The sequence below is a fragment of the Asticcacaulis sp. AC402 genome (assembly GCF_000495835.1).
Lineage (GTDB): Bacteria > Pseudomonadota > Alphaproteobacteria > Caulobacterales > Caulobacteraceae > Asticcacaulis.
On record NZ_AWGC01000006.1, the window covers coordinates 100,292 to 120,123 of the forward strand.

A 19,832-nucleotide genomic window follows, 5' to 3' on the forward strand; every position below is an offset into this window, starting at 1 on the left:
CAATGGCCCACGAAGTTGCGGCATGGCTTCGTCTGATACCAACCCTCGATGACCTTGACTCATCGCGGGTTGGCAAGCGCGCCAGCGTACGTTTCTGGGGCGCCCGAGCTTTTGCGAGGAGCCATGGGGGGCGCCTAGTCCGGCATTTGAGCTGAAAAAATGCGAATACCAAGCGTCATTCTTTATGAGGCTTGGTATGAGTTATGCGACCTTTTGGAGGATTCCATGGATATCACAGCCGTAATGGCAGACGACAAGGCGGACTGGCAGCCGCTGTGGGAGGCCTATCTCGACTTCTACAAACAGGATCTGGCGCAAGAGGTGACAGACCAGACCTTCGCCCGCTTCCTGGATGCTCAGGAATCGATGTTCATGGTGGTGGCCCGCGTCGACGGCGACATGGTGGGGTTTGCCACCTTCCTTGTTCACCGCTCGACGTGGGCGAAAGACGGCTATTGCTATCTCGAAGACCTTTATGTCGACGACAAGGCGCGCGGCAGGGGAATCGCGCGGGCCCTGATCGAACGGGTGGAGAAAGAAGCGACGCTACGAGGGATGGAGCGGCTGTATTGGGTGACGCACGACCATAACACACGGGCGCGGGCACTGTACGACAAGGTCGCCGATCTGACCCAACTTGTGCACTACCAGAAGGTGTTGTGAGTTGCTTGTCGGCTACCTCCCCAAACGCTGCGCGTTCAGGGAGGCAGCAGAAAGGTCGGTTACCTACTTCAGCGAGGTTTCCAGCGCTGTTGCGAAGGTTTCCGGCTGGTCCAGCATGACGAAATGCAGGCTGTTATCGACCGGCACGAAAGTTACATTCGGCTGGCCGGCATAGGCGGCCTTGTAGAAGCTGAGCGTCGCCTCCGTCGTCATGCCGAAACCGGTCGCCACGGGCACGATGACCACGGTCGGGGTCGCAATGGCTTTCAGTTCGGGCCGCAGATCAATGATCGTATCTTCATAGAAGCTCTGGGCAAAGACGCGGCGATCGGAGTTTACCGACCAGGCGACCACGTTTTCCAGATCAGCCGGTTTCGTGACCAGCCGGCCGGCGCTACCGCGCTGATGAGCGGCGAACGTATCCGCAGGTGCCGCCATTAAACCGTCGCGCATCGCCGCCGCCTGGGGCGCCATGGCTTCGACCGTGGCGTTCGGGTTGAAGATCAGGCCAACAAAGGGCAGGGCGTCGACAATGACCAGCTTGCCGGCGCTGTCCGAATGCGATCTGGCCAGCATCAGCGCCATCAGGCCACCCATGGAATGGCCGACGACTGTCGGTTTCCTCAAGCCCTGCGCTTTGATATAGGCGTCGACCGCGTCGACCGACGGCACGATGATGTCCCCGTTGGCATTGGCGGCGGCCGGTTCGCCGGCAAATCCGGCCAGGTTCAGGACGTGAAAGCGATACTGCCCCTTGAACCTGGCGACGGTACCGTCCCACACCGCGCCGGAGGAGGCCAGACCGGGGATCAGGATGATGTCCGGGCCTTCGCCGGTGACAGTGACGCTGAAGCGGGCAGAGGCGGCGTCGGGGTAGGGCGTGGCGCTATGGCTCTGGTTGGCGACCGCCACGGCTGTGACGATGGCAACGATGATGGCGATCAGGGCGCCGGGACGAGCGAAGATTCCGCGTTTGATCATGGCGTGGCTCCTTTAAGGGTCGGGCGATAGGGGTTTTCGAAAATGCTTTCCACCGACCGGTCAAAGACGGCGGAAATCTTGTAAGCCAGGTCGAGCGAGGGGATGTGCTTGTCGGTTTCCAGGGCTATGATCGCCTGGCGCGATACCCCCAGTTTTGCGGCGAGGTCGGCCTGAGTCAGGCCCATCTCGGTGCGCAACTCACGCAAATACTGTTTCATGCGGCCTGCCTTACGAAGACCGAGGTCAGGCCATACAGGCCCCAGAAGAGGGCATAGACCAGGTACAGCGAGAATTCGGGCGCGCCGGCATTGTCTTCCAGGAAGCCCCAGGCCGTGCACAGGAACAGGGTCAGGCCGGTGGCGATGACGAAACGGCGGGTCGTGACGGCACGAACATATTCATCGACGGCGTCGATATAGCGCAGGAAGACGACGATGGTGCCGCCGATGGGCACTGCCGGCGCCACGGCCAGGACATAGAGCAGGGGACCAGTGGGTTGAAGGCCCTTGATCAGAAAAATCGAGCCGATGAGCGCGGCGACATACAGCACCATCCAGAACGACAAGCCGATGGCATATTGGGTGTTGGGGGACGTAGTTTTCATGGTCGTTACCTGTCAGGAGGGATTGCGCGTTGCGCCAAGGGTGAAGGGTGTCACGACGGCCAGGCAGGCGCAGAAGACGGCGAAGACATACAGTCGCTCGAAGATCTTCACGTCGGCATAGTTTTCCAGGAAGGTGTAGGCCGAACACAGCAGCAGGGTCAGGCCCGTGGCAATGAGGTAACGCCGGACCAGCTGGCCACGGACATATTCGTCGCTGTCTTCGATATGGCGCAGCATGACCCAGATCATGCCGCCCACCGGCAGGCTGGGCATTACGGCGAACACATAAAGCCACGGTGCCTGGGGCACCCCCAGCGGCGAGGTGCTGCGGAAATAGAAGCCATTGAAAACAATGGCCGCCATGTAAAGCACCATCCAGAAGGACATGCCGGTCAGATAGCGGGTAAGCGGAGCTTTGGTCATGACGTTGGTTCCTGTGAATGTAAGGTCGACGTTACATTCTTCGTCATGTTAAGTCAACCTTACATCGGAAAAAAATGTCAGGTCAACCTGACTCCTTGTGGCGCTTGGTGTTGCGCACGTCCCGCGCTATGATCACGCTGTTGTTTTGCAAATATTTCAGGAGGTGAAGATGAACAGATGGATTATGTTTGCTGGTGGTGGCGCAATGGGCGGAATTGTTGCGGCAATGGTCATGGCGGGGACGGCCCAGGGCGACACAAATGAACAAGCGCGAATCGTCGCTTTGGAAACCCGTCTTCAGGCTCTGGAGGCGATCGTGAGGACCAGCAGCCCAGGCTCAGCTTCGCTGACTGTGGCCAGGAATTTGCAAGTTGTGACCGGTGAAGTCCTTACGGCTGAGACCGGGTTGAACACAACGCTGTCGACCGGCAGGGACACGAAGATTATGACGGGCGGCACGGCATCGATCACGGCTGGCAGTAACGCGACCCTTTCGAGCGGCGCGAACACCACGATCTCGACCGGCTTGAACACGACGATCTCGACCGCCAGGGATACGACCCTTTCGAGTGGCGGTAACGCGACGGTATCGAGCGGAAAGCGCCTGCACCTGACGGCAGCCGACGAAATACTGTTGACGACCGGCAAGGCGCAATTGCGGATGCGCAAGTCTGGTGAAATTGACCTGACTGGCACGGATATCAACATTACCGGAGCCGGCGTTATAAATGTCAAGAGCAGTAAGGACGTTATCATCAAGGGCAGCAAGGTCGCCGGGAACTGAAAAAGGCCGGCGGGGAACCGTCGGCCTTCAGTTTTGCTATACAAAAGTGTCTTGAGTCTGCCGGCACGGCGTGGCCGTTACAGAGGGTTGTGCTGCTATAGCCAACTTCCGGCATGGTTACATCGGCTTGGCTTATTTCTCGTTGGGAAGTCCAACCTTTCCGGTGGCGGCCTGAACGGTCACGCTGATATAGCCTTCATGAGAAAACGTCCGTTCGTGCTTACCATCGGCGCCACGTTCGTGCGTATAGCTGTAGCCATAACTATAGGCCGTCGGTGCGGCGTAGCCATAGGTACTGGTAATCCGCGTCTCGACCGTGGCGACACTTTGCCCGACCAGCCCAGGGTTGGACTGTACGACGATAAACCGTTCCGCGGGCAGGGGGCGAAACTGCACACCCAGGGTATTGCCCAGGAGGGCGAAGCGGTCCTCCCCAAAGGTACGAGTGACTTTGCCGTCGGCCTGCAGAAGCGTGACGGTCGGCGCAAACGTCCGGATCGCTTCCTGGACGCCGCCGACGGTAATGGTGTGGTTTTCACCGGACGCCGGGATGGCGTAGACAACGTAGTTGCTCAAGCTGCCATCGCCTGCCGACAGGCAAGGCGACTTGACGTCCACCAGAGTCGAGACCGTGTGAACGATCTGCTTCTTCACCGGTGTGAGAGACACGGCATTGGTCGTGGATGGCTCCGTCGCACAGGTCTTGCCCGACAGATCGGTCACGGCCATGGGCGGCGGAGGCGGCGGGACGGTGGCGCACGCCTGCAAAATCACAAGCGGTACAATGACCGCAAAGTATTTGAGCAGCTTCATATCCGCACCTGTCCTACTTCAGGAGTTGCGCTGTTGCGCGGGCCGAAGCCTCGATGGCCTTCTTGAGACCTTCGGTAGCCTTGACCGGGTCTGCCGCGATCGCTTCAGCGCTTTCGAAGGTGTAGGTTTCGTCGACCGGAATATTGACAGTCAAGGGTACCGGAGCAACGGCATTATATTCGACGCGGTTATCGAGGAGGACGTTTTTGGGGTCCTTGGCGTCGTACATTTTCAGGACAATGACGATATAGGGGCGCCAGTTCTTGGTACCGCCGACCTGCTGGTAACCGTAACCGTAGCCGTTGACGTCGAGTACGGCACTGCCGGCGGCCGCGTCGGCCTGGGGCGCCACAACGACCATACCGCGGTTTTCAGCGCGTGCTGTCTTGTTGGTGGTGATTTCAAAATTCTGCGCCTTCAGCTCAGCTTCGAATGCAGCGTCGAAAACGGCCTCACCATCAAATTTTTGCGACTCGAGCGCGCCGTTAATCTTCTTGTTCTGGTCGGCGGCAATGCCGGCCTCGATCCCCGCGGCAGCGAGGCCGACAACAAGACCCGCCAAACCCAGTCCGCTGGTCGCACTGGCCATATTCTGGCCGTTGGTCGCCAGCTTACGGACATTGGCCTTATCCGGCAGAGCATCTTCGACGATCTGGATCGTCGACACACCCGACGTCGCGCGATCAAACGGTATGGGACGATAGGGCGTGGCACAGCCACTGACGAGAGTCACGAGTGCAAGTGACGCCAGAACACGTTTCATTGGATAGTCCCCCAAAAAGAAGCGACAACCCTGGAAAGATTTTTCATCAGGGTGCTTTGCGCGCAATTTGCCAGAATGTTTTGCTTTTGCAATATCTTTATTTTTTTTGAAATACTTATGTCGTGCGCGACGAGTCCGTAAGGGCGATCGATTTCAAGTCCGGGGATGAGGTTCGATTTGCGTCGGTGCGCTTTTACGGTAGGGTCGCGGCCAAAAGGAGCGGGTTGTGTTCAGATCGAAAGGTCTGGCAGACTACAATCCGCTCTAAATTTTACGTGATACGCTACGAGCGTTTTTCCGATTTGATTCCGTGTAAACGCGCTTTGCTCAAGGGAGATTCCACTGTGGCCGAGGTCATTGCCTTCAAAAAACGCGACAAGCCAGCGGAAGCGCCCAAGCCTGCGCCGCCGCCATCGACGCGGTTCGAGGCCCTGGATATCCTGCGCGGGCTGTTCATCATCGGCATGCTGCTGGCCAACAATGCCGGTGACTGGGGCCATATCTATGCGCCGCTGGATCATGCGGCATGGCACGGCTTCACGCTGACCGACATGGTGTTTCCGGGCTTTATGACCTGTGTCGGCCTGTCCATGACCCTGTCGCTGGGGCGCAGGATGCAGGCTGGCGGCAAGACCGCCTTGCTGGTTCATAGCCTCCGGCGGGCGGCTATTCTGGTCGGGATCGGCCTGTTCCTCAACCTCCTGCCGCAGTTCGATTTTGAGCACTGGCGCCTGCCCGGTGTGCTGCAACGCATCGGCATCTGCTATGCGATCGCCTCGTGCCTGGTGGTTGTGCATTCGCATAAGACTGTGCAGGGCGGACTGGTCCTGCATGGCCGCGCCCTGGCGATCTGGGGTGTCGTTCTCCTGGTTGCCTATACCGTGCTGCTCAAATATGTGCCGGTGCCGGGCGGTTTCGGCGCCAACCAATGGGATGCTGTCCACTCCTGGCCGGCCTGGGTCGACATGCAGGTTCTGGGCGTCAATCATGTGTGGAGCGGCGCCAAGACCTATGATCCGGAAGGCCTGCTGTCGAGCCTTCCCGCGACTGCCAACATCCTGGGCGGCATCCTGATGGGGCTCTATATCAACGCCAAGACCCCGCGGAATGCCTGGGGCGGCGTCGCGATCATCGGCGTCCTGCTGATGATCCTTGCCCTGGTGATGGACAGCTATGTTCCGATCATCAAGAAGCTATGGACACCAAGTTTTGTGCTGTTGAGTTGTGGGTTCGCCTTTGCCGTCCTGGCGGTACTGATGGTTGTTATGGACCGGTTGGGCTTCAAGACCTGGGCGGTGCCGATCAAGCTTTACGGCACCAATGCCATCCTGGTCTATGTCTTCGCCTGGCTACTGTCGATCGCGCTCGGCATCAGCGGCGCAACCGGCGCAGCGACCGCCTGGATCCTGGCCCAGGTCGGCGACCCGTACCTGATGTCCTTCCTGTATGCCCTCGGTGTGCTGGTGATCTGTGGCCTGTTCCTGGTGCCGTTTTATATCAAGCGCTGGTTCCTGAAGATATAAGGGGAGAAGGGTGGGAGGATTGACTCCCGCCTTTTTCAGGCGTAATTCAGTACTGACCGGTCAGTACTGAATGGAGTTTCCATGGTTGAGCCCGTACCTTTGCGATCGCGCCGCGCCGCGCCAGAGATGCGTCAGGCCGATATCCTCGATGCTGCCCTGGCGGAGTTTTCTGAACACGGCTTCGAGGGCGCGCGCATGGAGGATGTTGCTCGCAAGGCCCGGGTCAGCAAGGGCACAGTCTATCTCTATTACCCCACCAAACAGGCCCTGTTCGAAGCCCTGATCATGCGCGATATCGCCCCGCGCGTCGCCCTGGCCACGCTCTTCCTGAAGGGGTATGAAGGCCCGCTGGAGCCGGCCCTCATGCGCATCGTCGAGATGGCGGCCGCGGCCATCGCCGCCGGCAAGCTTCCCGTCTATCCCAAGTTGCTGATCGCCGAGGCCCAGCGTTTCCCGGACCTGGCCGCCTTTTACCGCCGCGAGGTCGTCGGCAAGATGCTGGAGGGCCTTACCAGCCTGTTCGACAAGGCGCTGGCGCGCGGCGAAATTTCCGGCATCACCGGAGACATGGCGGCGCACCTGTTCATCGCGCCCCTCCTGAAATCGCTCATGTGGTCGCTGGTTTTTGCGCCGTCGGAAACGGTCCCGTTCCTGCCGGACCCCTACCTCAAAACCCACGTCCGGCTCTTTTTGCGAGGATTGAACCATGCGTAAGCTCGCCCTCGTTGTGCTGTTGGCCATGGCTGGCTGTTCCGACAAGGCCGCCGATAGTTACAGCGGCTATGTCGAGGCCCAGTCGGTGAGCATCGCCGCGCCGCAGTCCGGCTGGCTGGCCACGGTCGAGGTCGATCGTGGCGCCGTAGTTCAGGATGGCCAGTTGCTGTTTACGCTGGACCCGACCCAGGCCGGCAACAGTCTGGTCGGTGCCCAGAGCCGCGCTGACGCAGTTGCGGCCCAGGCCCAGGACCTCAGCAAGGGCGCCCGCGACGCCGATATCGCGCCTCTGCTGGCCCAGAAAGTCCAGGCGGAGGCGGCACTGGATTTGGCCGTGGCTAATGAAGCACGCTATACGAAGTTGGAGCCGAAGGGCTTTGTCTCGGCGGCCCAGATGGACGCCCTGCGAATGCAAACCCGGTCGGCGCGCGCAGCGGTGACCAATATTGACCGTTTGATTACCGAACGTCGGCAATCGGCCCGCCAGGACCAGCAACGGGCGGCGTCTGCTCAGGTCGCCGCGGCCTCAGCCGATGTCGCCAATGCGCAATGGACGGTCGATGAGCGGTCGGTGCGGGCACGACTCACCGGCCAGGTCGATGAACGCCTGCGCGAACCGGGGGAGTTTGTGGCGGCCGGGGCGCCGGTTTTGACCGTGCGGCCGAAAGGCCGGGAATTTGTACGGTTCTATGTGCCGCAGTCTGAACTGGCCCAATTCAAGGTCGGCACGTTGGTCAAGGTGTCGTGTGACGGCTGCCGGGTTCAGAATGCCAAGGTGCGGTTTATTGCCGCCAATGCCGAATTCACCCCGCCGGTTATCTATTCTGTCAAGGAGCGTCAGAAGCTGATGTTCCTGATCGAAGCCGTGCCGGAAAAACCCGACGCCTTGCATGCCGGCCAGCCGGTGGATGTCAGGTTATGAGGAAGTCGTTCGATCTCCAGCGCGTCTCCATACGTGGAGCTTGGCGTTCTTCACGTCTTGTACTCCCCCGTTTCTTTACAGACCACGCGCGTCGCTTTGCCCCCTTTCCCGCAGATGCAGATGGCGGGAGGTACGCATGACCAAGGCTGGAGACGATCTCGCTATCGACGTCCGGGGCCTGACCAAGATTTTCGGCAAGCGCACGGCTGTCGATCAGGTCGACATCGCCATGCCGCGCGGCCAGGTCTGGGGCTTCTTAGGCCCTAACGGTTCCGGGAAGACCACGACCATCCGCATGCTGTGCGGGCTGCTTAGACCGGACTCGGGGCAGGGGACATGCCTCGGTTACGACATCCTGAAACAGAGTCGCGAGATCAAGCGCCAGGTCGGCTACATGACCCAAAAGTTCTCCTACTGGGAGGACCTGACCATCCGCGAGAACCTGGAGTTCGTCGCCAATCTCTACGACATCGCCAACAAGAAGCAGGTGGTCGATCAGACCCTGGAACAACTGGGCCTGACCACGCGCCAGAATCAGCTGGCCGGTACCCTGTCCGGGGGCTGGAAACAGCGCCTGGCCCTGGCCGCCTGCACCTTGCACAATCCAAAGATGCTGATGTTGGACGAGCCCACCGCCGGGGTCGATCCCCAGGCGCGGCGCGACTTCTGGGACCAGATCCACCGTCTGTCGGCGCAGGGGCTGACCGTGCTCGTCTCGACCCACTACATGGACGAGGCCGAACGCTGCGATCAGATCGTCTATATTGCCTATGGCAAGCTGATGGCGCAGGGCCGGGTCGAGGACATTATCGACCAGAGCGGGCTATCTACCTTTGTCGCCGAAGGCGTTGGCGTGCGTGACCTGATGGAACGGCTGCGCGGCAAGCCTGGCGCCGAACATGTCGCCTATTTCGGCAACGCTTTGCACGTGTCGGGCGGCGATCTGAACGCGCTTATGGCCTTGATTGAGGACGAACAGGTGGACGGTGTCACCTGGCGGCAGGCGCGGCCTAATCTCGAGGATGTCTTCATTCATCTGATGGACCGTTCGATCGACACGTCGGTGGGCGTCTGACATGTTCGCAGCTCTGAACCGCATTCTTGCCATTCTGATCAAGGAATTCATCCAGATGCGGCGCGACCGCATGACGTTCGGCATGATGATCCTGGTGCCGGTGGTGCAACTGACCCTGTTCGGTTTCGCCATCAATTCCGACCCGCGCCACCTGCCGACCTTGTTGTACCTGGAAGAAGACTCAACCATCGTCCGGTCGCTGGCTGCCGGGCTGCAGAACTCGAGCTATTTCGACATCCAGGGTCAGGTGACCAGCGCCGGGGCAGGCACCGACGCCCTGCAATCGGGTGAGGTCGCCTTCGTCATCACTGTGCCGGCGGGGTTTACCCGCGAGTTGCTGCGCGGCGACCGGCCTCAGGTGCTGATCGAGGCCGATGCGTCTGACCCGTCGGCGGCGTCGAACGCGATCGGCATGATCCAGCAGATCGTCAGTTCATCGCTGCGCCAGGACCTGAAGGGCGAGTGGGCGGCCCTGGCCCAGGCGCCGCCGCCGGTCGATATCGTCGTCCATCGCATGTACAATCCCGAAGGCATTTCCCAGTACAACATCGTGCCGGGCCTGCTGGGGGTGATCCTGACCATGACCATGATCATGATCACCTCGATCGCCATGACGCGGGAGACCGAGCGCGGCAATATGGAGAACCTGCTGGCCATGCCGGCGCGCCCGTGGGAGGTCATGGTCGGCAAGATCGTGCCCTATATCGGTGTCGGCCTGATCCAGACGACGATTGTCTTGCTGGCATCAAGCTATGTGTTCGGGGTGCCGTTTATCGGATCCTTCTGGCTGCTGGCCTTCGGTGTGGCGTTGTTCATCATCGCCAACCTGGCGGTCGGCTTTACGTTTTCGACCATGGCCCGCACCCAGATGCAGGCCATGCAGATGACATTCTTCTTCTTCCTGCCGTCGTTGTTGTTGTCGGGGTTCATGTTCCCCTTCCGTGGCATGCCGGAATGGGCCCAGGCGATCGGCCAGATCTTCCCGCTGACCCATTTTCTGCGGATTGTCCGGTCGGTGATGCTGAAGGGCTCGGACTTTGCCGCCATGTGGCCCAATATCTGGCCGTTGCTGGTGTTTATCGCCGTGGCGATGGCAGTGGCGATGAAGCGGTATCGTTCGACATTGGATTAGGCGCTATTCTGCTACTTGCAAACGATAAGGCGAAAATAGAGATTGTGAGTGCGGTGTATCAATAAACTATAAGAATTCAAAAAAATATTGACCAATATCACCCTCATTAGGCCAGTTTTTAACATATACGGATAGTGTTTCTTTAAATTTGTCATTGAAATTGTTTGATATAATGATTTTTAAATCGCAATCTAAGGTGATTTCATATTTTGTATCGCTCCTTTGATCGAAATTATTTATATTCATTTCCAAGCATTTGCACAAATGAGAGCACATTTTTTCGATGTCATTACCTAAGTGAGCTCCCCCTTCTATCGGGCTTGAAACGTCACATTGTGTTTCCACAGTGAAAACAATTTCTCGTATACCGATATTTTTGGAGAATCTAAGACCTGTGGACGCAAACCTGACAGTAAACTCATCTAACCGGGCGCCAATCATGCCATTTAAGAGTTCTGGAATTTTGGGTTCGCTCATTGGTTTATTCCGGATACGCTGTAGCACCTTCGACTGGCGCCAGCGGTGAAGAGTTTCGCACGATCCAATCGGCAATCTTGTTGACTCATCTTTGAACTGGATACGCTCAACCTGTGGCAGCTTAGTGCGTTTGGCTTCTTTTATTCGCGTTCATTCGCGGTTCCAGAAGCCTTACTTCATATGCTCGCGGATAACGGTCATCAACGGGCCATTGCGCGGGATAGCTGCCGGCTTGCCTTCGCCCATCAGATAGTAGAAGCGGCCGGCTGGGAAATCTGGCGGAATTTCATAGTCCATCGCCTCCCAGACATCCTCGCGGAAACTGTAGAAGGCCCAGTGGGCGCCATGATTGTTCAGTATATCGAGCACGTCATTGAGGTACGCCCCGCAGTCCGTCCACACGCGCACGCAGCCATATTCACCAGCCACCATACGGTTGGCCGGCACGCCATTGGCCCTGGCCCAGTCGAACGGCTGGGCCAGGAAGGTCTCCATAGCCTTGCGGTCGAAGGTTTCGCCGCCAGGCCAGGCCGGTCCAGGATAGGGCGACTGCGGCTTGCGTTTGATCTGCGGTGAACTGGTGAGGTTCCAGGGCTCATACATGTGGAAGGCGTACAGGACCTGGTCGTCCTTCAGCGGCGTCCAGTAGGCGAAGCTGCCGGCATTGGCGTACCAGCCGCCATCGACCATGACCGGTGTATTGGGATCGACCTCACGGATCGCCTTGATAATGTGTTCGTAAAGCGCGGGCAAATCGCGCGTCGTGCCCTTGTGTTTGGCGTACCAGGCGATCCGCGTGGCCGCGTCGGCGTCCTCGGCCAGGCCCTGGCCTTTTTCCGGCGTCGGTTCGTTGAGCAGGTTGTAGCCGGCCAGCGCCGGATGGCCCTTCACCGCCACAGCCAGATCACGCCAGAAGGCTGCCGACTGGTCCCAGTAGGCGCGGTCGTTCCACAGGCGCTCGTCGTGCTTACCGCCGTTCTGTTGGTTCCAGCGGTCGCCCGGCAGGGACAAGGGCACCAGAACGACCTTGACGCCAGCAGCATCGGCGGCGTCCATTGTTTTGATCAGGGTTGCCAAATCGGAGGCCGGGATGCCGGAATAGACATCGGCGTCACCAATGAGAAAGTCCTGGCGCTCGCCCTTCCACTTGCTCCAGGTCAGGCGCACCCAGGCGGCGCCGGTCGCCTTCAACGCGCGGAAATAGGCCTCGTCGGGCGGCGCGCCGTTGAAGCTGTTGCCGCCATATTGCGGCGCGTCCCAGAAGGTGATGTCGCCTGCCAGGGCGGGGCTGGCCAAACAGAGCAGGGCGGCAACCGTGGCAAGCAGGCGCTTCATGTCAGCGCACGATCGGGAGACCGGCGGCGTGCCAGGCCTTGATGCCGCCCGCCAGATGGTCGGTGATGTCGAGACCTGCGGCCTGGCAGGCTTCCAGCGCGCGCACTGAGCGCACCCCGCCGGCGCATTGCAGTACCACGCGTTTGCCGTGCGGATCGGGAAGGGCCGAGGGATCGAAGGTCGACAGCGGGGCCAGGACGGCGCCGTCGATACGGGCGTCGGCGAATTCGTTTTCTTCACGGACGTCGATCAGCAGGACGTCACCGGCATCGAGATGTTGCGCCAGTTCCTCTGGGGGCATATTGTAGACTTGAACCATGCGGAGACTCCTTTGCCAGACTGATTTGAAAATGGGTGATGCTGGCCTGCAAAGGTCCGTTTTCTGCGCTTCCGGTGCTCACGTACTGAAGGACGCTCCGCTCCGGTTCTCGAAACCAGCCCTTTTCGGCTCAGCCTGACCCATTTTCAAATCAGTCTGACGGTCGTACATCACATCTTGCCGCCGAGCAAATGATGCAGCGCACCGTCGAGGTCCGGATGGCGAAAAGCGTAGCCTGAGGCCAGGGCGCGGGCCGGGACGACCTTCTGGCCGTTGAGCAGGATGGTTTGCGCCATCTCACCCAGCAGCAGTTTCAGGGCAAAGCCAGGCAGGGGCATGATCGCCGGGCGGTGCATGGCGCGGCCTAAGCTCCGGGTAAAGTCGCGGTTTTGTCGCGGCTGTGGCGCCACGGCATTGATCGGTCCCACCAGACCCTGATCGATGATGTGACCAACCAGGCCGGCGACATCGTCGATATGGACCCACGACATCCATTGCCGGCCAATGCCCATCGGACCGCCGCCGCCGAATTCGAACGGGAACAGCATCTGGGCCAGAGCGCCGCCGTCCAGTGACAGGACGATGCCCAACCGAAGCACAGCGACCTTGACGCCATGCTGCGTGGCATCCTGCGCGACGGCTTCCCACTGCCGGCACAGGTCCAGGGCCAGATCTGGTTCGCCGGGAGCAGAGTCTTCGCGGAATTCCAGGCTGTCGCTGTGGCCATAGGCGCCGATGGCCGAGGCGTTGATCAGGTGGCGGGGCTTTTCGGCGGCGGCGGCAATCCAGTCGACAAGATCCCGCGTCAGGTCCAGCCGGCTGCTGTACAGCTTGCGCTTCTTGGCCGTGGTCCACAGGCCGCTGCTCAAGGATTCACCCGCCAGGTTGATGATGACATCGACGGCCCGAAGCTGCGTCAGGTTGTCGATCACGGTCAGCCGGCCGCGGAACCTGACCGCTTTGGCCTTGTCGCGGGTAAGGACCGTGACCTCATGGCCATCGTCGATCAGGCCCTGGACCAGTCGCGATCCGATCAGGCCGGTACCGCCGGTGATCAGCACGCGCTGGTTCGGTTGCGCCAGATGCAGCGGCGGTACATCCGCCGGGGCGCGAAAACGGCGCGAGCGCAGATAGTCGAACACCGCCCAGGCCGTCACGCCGACGGCAAACAAGGTCATGATCCACGACCACAGTCCGTGGGATTGCACGTGGAAGCCGTGAGGCATGCCCGCCCAGCCCAGCAGCACCGGCGCCAGTAAACAGAGAATGACGCCGTAATTAATCGCCAGGATGGTGTGGGTGATGCGCTCGCTGGCCGGCAGCTTGCGGCTCTGGTCTTCGATGACGAAATCCCACAGGGTCAGGAGAACTTCGCCGACCAGCATGGCGGCGAAGATCCAGGCCAGTCCGCCGCCCCAGGCCACCCAACCCAGCGAGGCGAAGATGAGGCCGTAGAAAAAGTTGCGCACGCCGTGGATCCACAGTTCCTTCGAAGCAGAAGCTTTCCACGGCAGGCGCTCGCTGAATTCGTGGTGATAGAGCGTGTCGAAAGCGCCCAGGCAGCCCTGGATCGTCATCATCAGCAACAGGGCTTCCATGATAGTTCCGATCTTTAAGACGCTTTGTGAAAGACACCGGTCTGATAGAAGGTCCGGCCCAGAAGCGCATGGTCCATGGCAATCGTGAAACGAAATGTGCCGTGGCCGAGGTCGGTATGGCTGACGTGGGTACGGCCGGGCGACAGCCAGTGGGGCAGGGGGATCTGCACCCCGGCGATTTCCCAGAAGAAGCGTTCGCTGACGAAATGCAGTGCGCCGTTGCGCGCATAGGTACGTAGCCGCATGCCAAAGCCGAAGCCGACATATTCGCAGAGCTGGTGTCTGGCATTTTCGCGCTTGGCCGAGGTGACGACGAACGGAGTCTTGTCAAAGAAGTAGCTGCGCTGCCAGTAGACGCCGCTCTGACCCGGGCGCTTGATGAGATGGACCTGCATCGGCACGTTGCGGCCGCGATGAGGCGCCAGCGGATTGCCGATCAGCCGGGTCGCCTGCGCAAACAACCAGCCGGCCTTCGAGCAATGAACCTTTTCCATCACGCCCTCATAGAGGATTGGTTCGCTAACCTTTGGCTCATGCAGAAAGCGCGCCTGCACCGCAGGATGCAGGCGGTACCAGTCCGACCCCATCAGAGTCTTGAGCGCGCTGTCTTTTTCCCCGTCTTCCCCACTATGCCCCCTGAAATCTATAGCCTTGGCACCCATGGCCATTCCCCTTTTTGGGCCGCCGGCAATCCTTGACTTGTAAGCAAGGTCACCATATATTTAGCTAACTAGCTAATCGTTACGCCGCCCTTTTTGTTTCGTCAACCGGCTGAACAACGAAATGTCGAGGCTGCGCCATCCGGACGCATCTTTCATGAAAATGGTCAAAACATTCGAGGCCCTGGCCTCGGAGCCGCGCTTGAAAATCCTCGCCTATCTCAGCAAGGCGACCATGACGGCCGGCGAGATCGCCGAGCGTTTTGACATGGCCAAACCCTCCCTGTCAAAGCATCTGAGCATCCTGGAGAATGCCGGGCTTATCACCGGCGAAAAGAAGGGTAAGTTCATCCACTACAGCATCGTCTCTGACCATATCTTCAATCAACTGGATGGGTATGTGCAGGAGGTTTGCCATGTGCGCGGCCCCCTGAAGCGCGAGAGCGAGAAGAAGTCGGGTGCGACTTCGGATGGGCCGCCGACGCCTGAGAGGGATGGCTGATCCTTTCCTTTATCCTCCACCGCTTGCGGGGGAGGTGCTGAGCAAGCGAAAGCCGTAGGCTGAAGCGCGTCGAAGCGGAGGGGGGCGGTTCACTCCACTCCACTACGTACCTTGACCCGTCCTTTCGGGTGTGAAAAACCTTTCACATGATAAAAAATACGGGACTGTGAGGATGAACTGGACGGCACTCACGCTAGCGAGCGCAATAGCGCTGTTTGCCGGTAACGCCCAGGCTGAACCCTACACCTGGAAAACCATACCGTTCGAAGGCGGTGGGTTTGTCGACGGCTTTCTCTATCATCCCAAGACGCCCAATGTTTTGTACGCGCGGACCGATGTTGGCGGTGCCTATCGCTATGACTACGGCAACCGGCGTTGGGTGCCGTTGATGGACGGCTTTGGCCGGGACGACTGGGACTGTTTCGGCGTCATGACCTTCGCGGTCGATCCCAATGCGCCGCAGCGGCTGTATGCGACGTGCGGGCTTTATCTGAGCGATCGTGTGCCGGATGGTGGGGTGATCCGGTCTGAGGATCAGGGCGCGACCTGGCAAAAGACCACGTTGAAGGGCATCAAGCTGGGCGGTAATGCCATGGGACGCGGGGCCGGCGAACGGCTGCAGGTCGATCCCGGTAATGGCGATATCCTTTGGCTGGGGACGCCGCAGAATGGTCTGTTGAAGAGCACGGATCGTGGCAGGAGTTTCAGCCGGGTGGCGGCGTTTGTCCCCAAGGCGGTGACCACGGTGCTGATCGACGGCAAGACCATCTATGCCGGTTCGGGTGAGACCGGCGACGGGCTCTATCGCAGCGACGACGGTGGCGAGACCTTTCGCAAGATCGAGGGCTCGCCCAAGATGATCCCACATCAGATGGCGCTGGATGCGGACGGTAGCTTGTATGTCACCTTTGCCGATGCGCTGGGGCCGTGGGATGTCAGTGACGGCGCCGTGTGGAAGCTGAAAGGGGATGTCTGGACCGATATCTCACCCGCCAAGCCGACGAAGGCACTGACGTTTGGCTATTCGGGTCTTGATCTCGACCGCCAGCGACCCGGCACGATCGTGGTGGCGACGACCAACCGTTACAGCGGTGGCGGCGATGATATCTATCTGTCGCGCGATGGCGGGGCGACGTGGAAACCCTTCAAGGACCAGGCCGAGCACAAGGCCGATGGCCATCCGTGGTTGCTCAACTACATGAAGGGCGATGACGAGGATTCCGCGGCGCGCAAGGAGATGGGCCACTGGATGGATGCCCTGAAGATCAACCCGTTCAACAGTGACGAACTGCTCTACGGTACGGGCTACGGCGTGTGGATGACGCGCAACCTGTCGGCCTTGGAAGCGGGTGGGACGGTCGTTTTCGACTTCGAGAATGAGAATTTCGAGGAAACAGTGATCCTGGGGCTGGAAAGCCCGCCCAAGGGACCGAAGGTTTTGATGGCGGCGGGAGATGTGTCCGGTTCGGCCTGGCATGACCTCAGCAAGACGCCGTCGCGCGGGCTGTTTTCGCCAACGCACGAAACCAACCAGGGTGTTGCCTTTGCGGCCCTGGCGCCCAACATCATCGTGCGCAGCGCCGACAACGAAAACATCAGCGGCTATATTTCCTATGATGGCGCCGATAGCTGGCAGCCCCTGCCGGCCGAGCCGCCGCCCTTGCAGACGAAAGACTGGAACAACAACCGCGCCGGCAAGATCGCCATTTCGGCCAAGGGCAAGACGATGATCTGGGTGCCGGAAAACCATCCGGCCTATCATAGCAGCGACGGTGGCAAGACCTGGACCTTGTCCAAGGGCTGGCCGGCACCGCAACGCGGCCAGGAGGCGGTCGCCGACAAGGTCAATGATGCCACCTTCTATATGTTGGATCGGGCGGTCGGACAGGTTTTGGTATCGCGTGATCGCGGCCAGGCGTTCGGGTTACTTACCGGCGGCTTGCCCGCGGGCAATGGGCAGTTGCGGACGGTGCCGGGCTATGAAGAGGAGCTGTGGCTGGCTTCGGGGGCGGCGCTTTACCGAATCCGTAACGGCCAGCCAGTGGCGCTCGCCGGAGTCGATCAGGCGTGGCAGGTCACCTTTGGCAGGTCCGAAAAAAGCCGCAAATATCCGTCGATATTCCTGTGGGGCAAGGTGGGCGGCGAGGAAGGCCTGTGGCGCTCGGACGACGAAGGCGGCCACTGGACACGGATCAATACGGATGCGACTCGCTTCGGTCAGATGCGCGCCATTGCCGGTGATCCGCGTGAGCATGGCGTGTTATACATAGCGCCCGATGGGCGCGGCATTATGGTAGGGAGACCACAATGAACAGACGTGAAATTCTGCTGGCTTCGGCCGCATTGAGCCTGATCGGTACTGGCGCCCAGGCGGCCGAGGCGCCGTATTCATGGGCTACCATTCCGTTCGGCGGTGGCGGTTATGTCGACGGCTTCCTGTACCATCCCAAGGCGCCGAACATCCTCTATACGCGCACCGATATCGGCGGCATGTACCGCTACGATTTCGCGACCAAAAGCTGGATCGCCCTGCTGGATCATCTGGGGCACGACGAAGCCGACCTGATGGGCGTCTTGTCGATGGCCATCGACCCCAGCGATCCGAACAAGGTCTATGCGGCGTGCGGGCTTTACCTGGCCGATTGGGCGGGGAAGGGGGCGATCCTGCGCTCAAACGACCAGGGCAAGACCTGGCAGAAGACGGCTCTGGACATCAAGGTCGGTGGCAATTCTGATGGCCGTGGCTCGGGCGACCGGCTGGTGGTCGATCCGAAAGACGGCAATGTCCTGTGGTACGGTTCCAACCAGGACGGGCTGTGGAAGAGCACGGACGGCGGCAAGTCGTTTGGCAAGGTCAATGGCCCGGCGACACACCTCAGCCTGGTGCTGATCGATCCGGTGTCTGGCGCCATATTTGCCGGTGGTTATGACGCCAAGGCGGGGCTGTTCGTCAGCAGCGATAAAGGCGCGACCTGGCAACCGGTCGACGGCACGCCGGCCCAGATGCCGCAGCACGCGGTCTTCGCCGCCGACGGTTCGCTGTATGTGACGTTCGCGCATGGCGACGGCAAGAACGTGGTCAACCCCAGCTATGCCACCCAGGGCGGGGTGTGGAAGCGCGATCCGTCCGGCAAATGGCGCGAGATTTCGCCAATCAAGCCGGTCGGCGGCGCCAGCTTCGGCTTCTCCGGCATCGATGTCGGCCCCGACGGCACGGTGGTGGTGTCGACGCTGAACCGGTGGTGGCCGGGCGATGACGTCTTCGTGTCGCGCGATGGCGGGGGGACCTGGATCGCCCTGGAAGATAAGTCGAAGCACGACGCCTCAAGCTATCCGTGGCTGATCAGCTATCTCAAGGGCCAGGACAAGATGGGCCACTGGATTTCGGACGTGAAGATCAATCCGTTCAATGGCGACGAGATGATCTACGGCACCGGCTACGGCCTGTGGATGAGCGAAAACCTGACCAAGGCCGGGACGGGCGAGACGGTGCGCTTTGCTTTTAACATCAAGGATCTGGAAGAAACCGCGACGATCCAGATGACGTCGCCGACCGGTGGTGCGGTGGTGCTAGCGGCTTTGGGTGATGTCGGCGGGGCGGCGTGGGACGACCTGACGGTGACGCCATCGACGGGTCTGTTTGCTCCGGCCAGCGACACCAATTACTCGGTCGATTACGGCGGCCAGGCGCCGGCCTTTGTGGCCCGGACCACCAACAGCGGCAATCACGGCATGTATTCCGAGGATGCGGGGGCGAGCTGGACGGCATTCCCGGCGTCACCCTATCGGCGGCCGGCGGATGGTCAGCCGTGGAAGGGTTCAGGCATTATCAATGTCTCGGCCAAGGCGACGTCGCTGTTGTGGGTGCCGGAAAAGGAAGGCGCCTACTATTCGACGGACAAGGGGCGGACCTGGAAGGAATCAGCCGGCTGGCCTTTGGGCCGGGATCAGGGTCTGACGCCGATCTCGGACAAGGTTGCGGACGGAGTCTTCTATGTCCACGACCGGTTTGCCGGCAACATCCTGATCAGCGTCGATCATGGCGCGACGTTCAAGCCGATTGTGTCGGGCCTGCCCAAGGTCGAGGGCTGGCAATCTGCCCAACTGGCCGTGATGCCGACGCGGATGCGGGATCTGTGGTTTGCGGCGCCCTATGGGCTGCTGCATTCGCGCGATGCGGACAGCGCGATGAGCCAGGTCAAGGATGTCGATGTCGCCTGGTGTGTCGGCTTCGGCGCGGCCAAGGTCAAGGACGGTTATCCGGCGGTGTATCTGGCCGGCAAGGTCAACGGGAAGGAAGGGCTGTGGCGTTCGGACGACGAGGGCAAGTCGTGGGTGCGGATCAATGACGACGCGCACCAGTTCGGCAGCTTCCGGGCGATCGCCGGTGACCCGCTGGAGTGGGGAACGCTGTATATCGCGCCGCATGGGCGGGGGTTGCTGGTGGGCAAGCCGGGGTAGGGGGCGATATTGTCTCTGACTCCCTTAGTGGTTAGTGGTGGGCAAACTTATTGATTTGAGAATCTGGGTGGGTGGCCCAAGGAG

At 60.3% G+C, this 19,832-nt stretch carries 21 protein-coding genes; 10 read left to right on the forward strand and 11 right to left on the reverse strand.

The window, feature by feature from the left end:
- Positions 1-225 precede the first annotated feature (225 nt).
- The gene (locus tag ABAC402_RS24020) at positions 226-663 is read left to right on the forward strand and encodes a GNAT family N-acetyltransferase (protein ID WP_023448207.1); all 438 of its coding nucleotides are present in this window, start codon (positions 226-228) and stop codon (positions 661-663) included.
- 63 nt (positions 664-726) lie between these two features.
- On the opposite strand, the gene ABAC402_RS24025 is transcribed toward ABAC402_RS24020, so the two are convergent.
- The 4 genes from ABAC402_RS24025 to ABAC402_RS24040 are packed head-to-tail and all read right to left on the reverse strand — an operon-like array spanning position 727 to position 2,671.
- Complete coding sequence (locus tag ABAC402_RS24025) at positions 727-1,644, reverse strand: alpha/beta fold hydrolase (protein WP_023448208.1); 918 nt, start codon at positions 1,642-1,644, stop codon at positions 727-729.
- A complete protein-coding gene (locus ABAC402_RS24030) occupies positions 1,641-1,862 on the reverse strand; it encodes a helix-turn-helix transcriptional regulator (protein ID WP_023448209.1) in 222 nt (73 codons plus the stop codon). The genes ABAC402_RS24025 and ABAC402_RS24030 overlap by 4 nt, the downstream gene beginning before the upstream one ends.
- Complete coding sequence (locus ABAC402_RS24035; protein ID WP_023448210.1) at positions 1,859-2,248, reverse strand: hypothetical protein; 390 nt, start codon at positions 2,246-2,248, stop codon at positions 1,859-1,861. The genes ABAC402_RS24030 and ABAC402_RS24035 overlap by 4 nt, the downstream gene beginning before the upstream one ends.
- Before the next feature lie 12 nt (positions 2,249-2,260).
- The gene (locus tag ABAC402_RS24040) at positions 2,261-2,671 is read right to left on the reverse strand and encodes a hypothetical protein (RefSeq protein WP_023448211.1); all 411 of its coding nucleotides are present in this window, start codon (positions 2,669-2,671) and stop codon (positions 2,261-2,263) included.
- A 169-nt stretch (positions 2,672-2,840) separates the two neighbouring features.
- Between ABAC402_RS24040 and ABAC402_RS24045 the strand changes: the two genes are divergently transcribed.
- Complete coding sequence (locus ABAC402_RS24045) at positions 2,841-3,455, forward strand: hypothetical protein (protein ID WP_155847299.1); 615 nt, start codon at positions 2,841-2,843, stop codon at positions 3,453-3,455.
- A 132-nt stretch (positions 3,456-3,587) separates the two neighbouring features.
- Here the strand turns inward: ABAC402_RS24045 and ABAC402_RS24050 are convergent, their stop codons facing one another.
- On the reverse strand, positions 3,588-4,268 hold the full coding sequence (locus ABAC402_RS24050; protein ID WP_023448213.1) for a hypothetical protein: 681 nt from the start codon (positions 4,266-4,268) through the stop codon (positions 3,588-3,590).
- Between the two features lie 13 nt (positions 4,269-4,281).
- The gene (locus ABAC402_RS24055; RefSeq protein WP_023448214.1) at positions 4,282-5,031 is read right to left on the reverse strand and encodes a hypothetical protein; all 750 of its coding nucleotides are present in this window, start codon (positions 5,029-5,031) and stop codon (positions 4,282-4,284) included.
- 344 nt (positions 5,032-5,375) lie between these two features.
- On the opposite strand from ABAC402_RS24055, the gene ABAC402_RS24060 reads away from it, so the two are divergent.
- From ABAC402_RS24060 to ABAC402_RS24080, 5 genes are all read left to right on the forward strand, one after another.
- A complete protein-coding gene (locus ABAC402_RS24060; RefSeq protein ID WP_023448215.1) occupies positions 5,376-6,554 on the forward strand; it encodes an acyltransferase family protein in 1,179 nt (392 codons plus the stop codon).
- Between the two features lie 81 nt (positions 6,555-6,635).
- Positions 6,636-7,268, forward strand: a complete 633-nt coding sequence (locus ABAC402_RS24065) for a TetR/AcrR family transcriptional regulator (protein WP_040409797.1) — start codon at positions 6,636-6,638, stop codon at positions 7,266-7,268.
- Positions 7,261-8,190, forward strand: a complete 930-nt coding sequence (locus tag ABAC402_RS24070; RefSeq protein WP_023448217.1) for an HlyD family secretion protein — start codon at positions 7,261-7,263, stop codon at positions 8,188-8,190. The genes ABAC402_RS24065 and ABAC402_RS24070 overlap by 8 nt, the downstream gene beginning before the upstream one ends.
- Positions 8,191-8,326: 136 nt before the next feature.
- The gene (locus ABAC402_RS24075; protein ID WP_023448218.1) at positions 8,327-9,265 is read left to right on the forward strand and encodes an ABC transporter ATP-binding protein; all 939 of its coding nucleotides are present in this window, start codon (positions 8,327-8,329) and stop codon (positions 9,263-9,265) included.
- Position 9,266: 1 nt separating this feature from the next.
- Positions 9,267-10,397, forward strand: coding sequence for an ABC transporter permease (locus ABAC402_RS24080; protein WP_023448219.1), 1,131 nt, complete (start codon positions 9,267-9,269; stop codon positions 10,395-10,397).
- A gap of 66 nt (positions 10,398-10,463) precedes the next feature.
- On the opposite strand, the gene ABAC402_RS40095 is transcribed toward ABAC402_RS24080, so the two are convergent.
- From ABAC402_RS40095 to ABAC402_RS24100, 5 genes are all read right to left on the reverse strand, one after another.
- The gene (locus ABAC402_RS40095; RefSeq protein WP_155847300.1) at positions 10,464-10,874 is read right to left on the reverse strand and encodes a hypothetical protein; all 411 of its coding nucleotides are present in this window, start codon (positions 10,872-10,874) and stop codon (positions 10,464-10,466) included.
- 171 nt (positions 10,875-11,045) lie between these two features.
- Entirely contained in the window at positions 11,046-12,209 is a 1,164-nt protein-coding gene (locus ABAC402_RS24085; protein ID WP_023448220.1) for a cellulase family glycosylhydrolase, read from the reverse strand.
- A 1-nt stretch (position 12,210) separates the two neighbouring features.
- Positions 12,211-12,528: a rhodanese-like domain-containing protein gene (locus ABAC402_RS24090; RefSeq protein WP_023448221.1), complete on the reverse strand. Its 318-nt coding sequence runs from the start codon at positions 12,526-12,528 to the stop codon at positions 12,211-12,213.
- Positions 12,529-12,698: 170 nt separating this feature from the next.
- Complete coding sequence (locus ABAC402_RS24095; RefSeq protein ID WP_023448222.1) at positions 12,699-14,126, reverse strand: TIGR01777 family oxidoreductase; 1,428 nt, start codon at positions 14,124-14,126, stop codon at positions 12,699-12,701.
- 14 nt (positions 14,127-14,140) lie between these two features.
- Positions 14,141-14,788: a DUF4166 domain-containing protein gene (locus tag ABAC402_RS24100; RefSeq protein WP_235079905.1), complete on the reverse strand. Its 648-nt coding sequence runs from the start codon at positions 14,786-14,788 to the stop codon at positions 14,141-14,143.
- Positions 14,789-14,942: 154 nt separating this feature from the next.
- Between ABAC402_RS24100 and ABAC402_RS24105 the strand changes: the two genes are divergently transcribed.
- From ABAC402_RS24105 to ABAC402_RS24115, 3 genes are all read left to right on the forward strand, one after another.
- Positions 14,943-15,287, forward strand: coding sequence for a metalloregulator ArsR/SmtB family transcription factor (locus tag ABAC402_RS24105; protein ID WP_023448224.1), 345 nt, complete (start codon positions 14,943-14,945; stop codon positions 15,285-15,287).
- 172 nt (positions 15,288-15,459) lie between these two features.
- Positions 15,460-17,598, forward strand: coding sequence for a sialidase family protein (locus ABAC402_RS24110; RefSeq protein WP_023448225.1), 2,139 nt, complete (start codon positions 15,460-15,462; stop codon positions 17,596-17,598).
- A complete protein-coding gene (locus ABAC402_RS24115) occupies positions 17,595-19,748 on the forward strand; it encodes a sialidase family protein (protein WP_023448226.1) in 2,154 nt (717 codons plus the stop codon). Before ABAC402_RS24110 ends, ABAC402_RS24115 begins: the two co-directional genes overlap by 4 nt.
- The last annotated feature ends 84 nt before the right edge of the window (positions 19,749-19,832 follow it).

Coding starts and splice junctions, on each gene's coding strand:
- ABAC402_RS24075 (WP_023448218.1), top strand. CDS start 8,327: ATGACCAAGGCTGGAGACGATCTCGCTATCGACGTCCGGGGCCTGACC.
- ABAC402_RS24035 (WP_023448210.1), bottom strand. CDS start 2,248: ATGAAAACTACGTCCCCCAACACCCAATATGCCATCGGCTTGTCGTTC.
- ABAC402_RS24110 (WP_023448225.1), top strand. CDS start 15,460: ATGAACTGGACGGCACTCACGCTAGCGAGCGCAATAGCGCTGTTTGCC.
- ABAC402_RS24020 (WP_023448207.1), top strand. CDS start 226: ATGGATATCACAGCCGTAATGGCAGACGACAAGGCGGACTGGCAGCCG.
- ABAC402_RS24090 (WP_023448221.1), bottom strand. CDS start 12,528: ATGGTTCAAGTCTACAATATGCCCCCAGAGGAACTGGCGCAACATCTC.
- ABAC402_RS24065 (WP_040409797.1), top strand. CDS start 6,636: ATGGTTGAGCCCGTACCTTTGCGATCGCGCCGCGCCGCGCCAGAGATG.
- ABAC402_RS40095 (WP_155847300.1), bottom strand. CDS start 10,874: ATGAGCGAACCCAAAATTCCAGAACTCTTAAATGGCATGATTGGCGCC.
- ABAC402_RS24080 (WP_023448219.1), top strand. CDS start 9,267: ATGTTCGCAGCTCTGAACCGCATTCTTGCCATTCTGATCAAGGAATTC.
- ABAC402_RS24045 (WP_155847299.1), top strand. CDS start 2,841: ATGAACAGATGGATTATGTTTGCTGGTGGTGGCGCAATGGGCGGAATT.
- ABAC402_RS24050 (WP_023448213.1), bottom strand. CDS start 4,268: ATGAAGCTGCTCAAATACTTTGCGGTCATTGTACCGCTTGTGATTTTG.
- ABAC402_RS24070 (WP_023448217.1), top strand. CDS start 7,261: ATGCGTAAGCTCGCCCTCGTTGTGCTGTTGGCCATGGCTGGCTGTTCC.
- ABAC402_RS24025 (WP_023448208.1), bottom strand. CDS start 1,644: ATGATCAAACGCGGAATCTTCGCTCGTCCCGGCGCCCTGATCGCCATC.
- ABAC402_RS24085 (WP_023448220.1), bottom strand. CDS start 12,209: ATGAAGCGCCTGCTTGCCACGGTTGCCGCCCTGCTCTGTTTGGCCAGC.
- ABAC402_RS24055 (WP_023448214.1), bottom strand. CDS start 5,031: ATGAAACGTGTTCTGGCGTCACTTGCACTCGTGACTCTCGTCAGTGGC.
- ABAC402_RS24105 (WP_023448224.1), top strand. CDS start 14,943: ATGAAAATGGTCAAAACATTCGAGGCCCTGGCCTCGGAGCCGCGCTTG.
- ABAC402_RS24040 (WP_023448211.1), bottom strand. CDS start 2,671: ATGACCAAAGCTCCGCTTACCCGCTATCTGACCGGCATGTCCTTCTGG.
- ABAC402_RS24095 (WP_023448222.1), bottom strand. CDS start 14,126: ATGGAAGCCCTGTTGCTGATGATGACGATCCAGGGCTGCCTGGGCGCT.
- ABAC402_RS24115 (WP_023448226.1), top strand. CDS start 17,595: ATGAACAGACGTGAAATTCTGCTGGCTTCGGCCGCATTGAGCCTGATC.
- ABAC402_RS24030 (WP_023448209.1), bottom strand. CDS start 1,862: ATGAAACAGTATTTGCGTGAGTTGCGCACCGAGATGGGCCTGACTCAG.
- ABAC402_RS24100 (WP_235079905.1), bottom strand. CDS start 14,788: ATGGGTGCCAAGGCTATAGATTTCAGGGGGCATAGTGGGGAAGACGGG.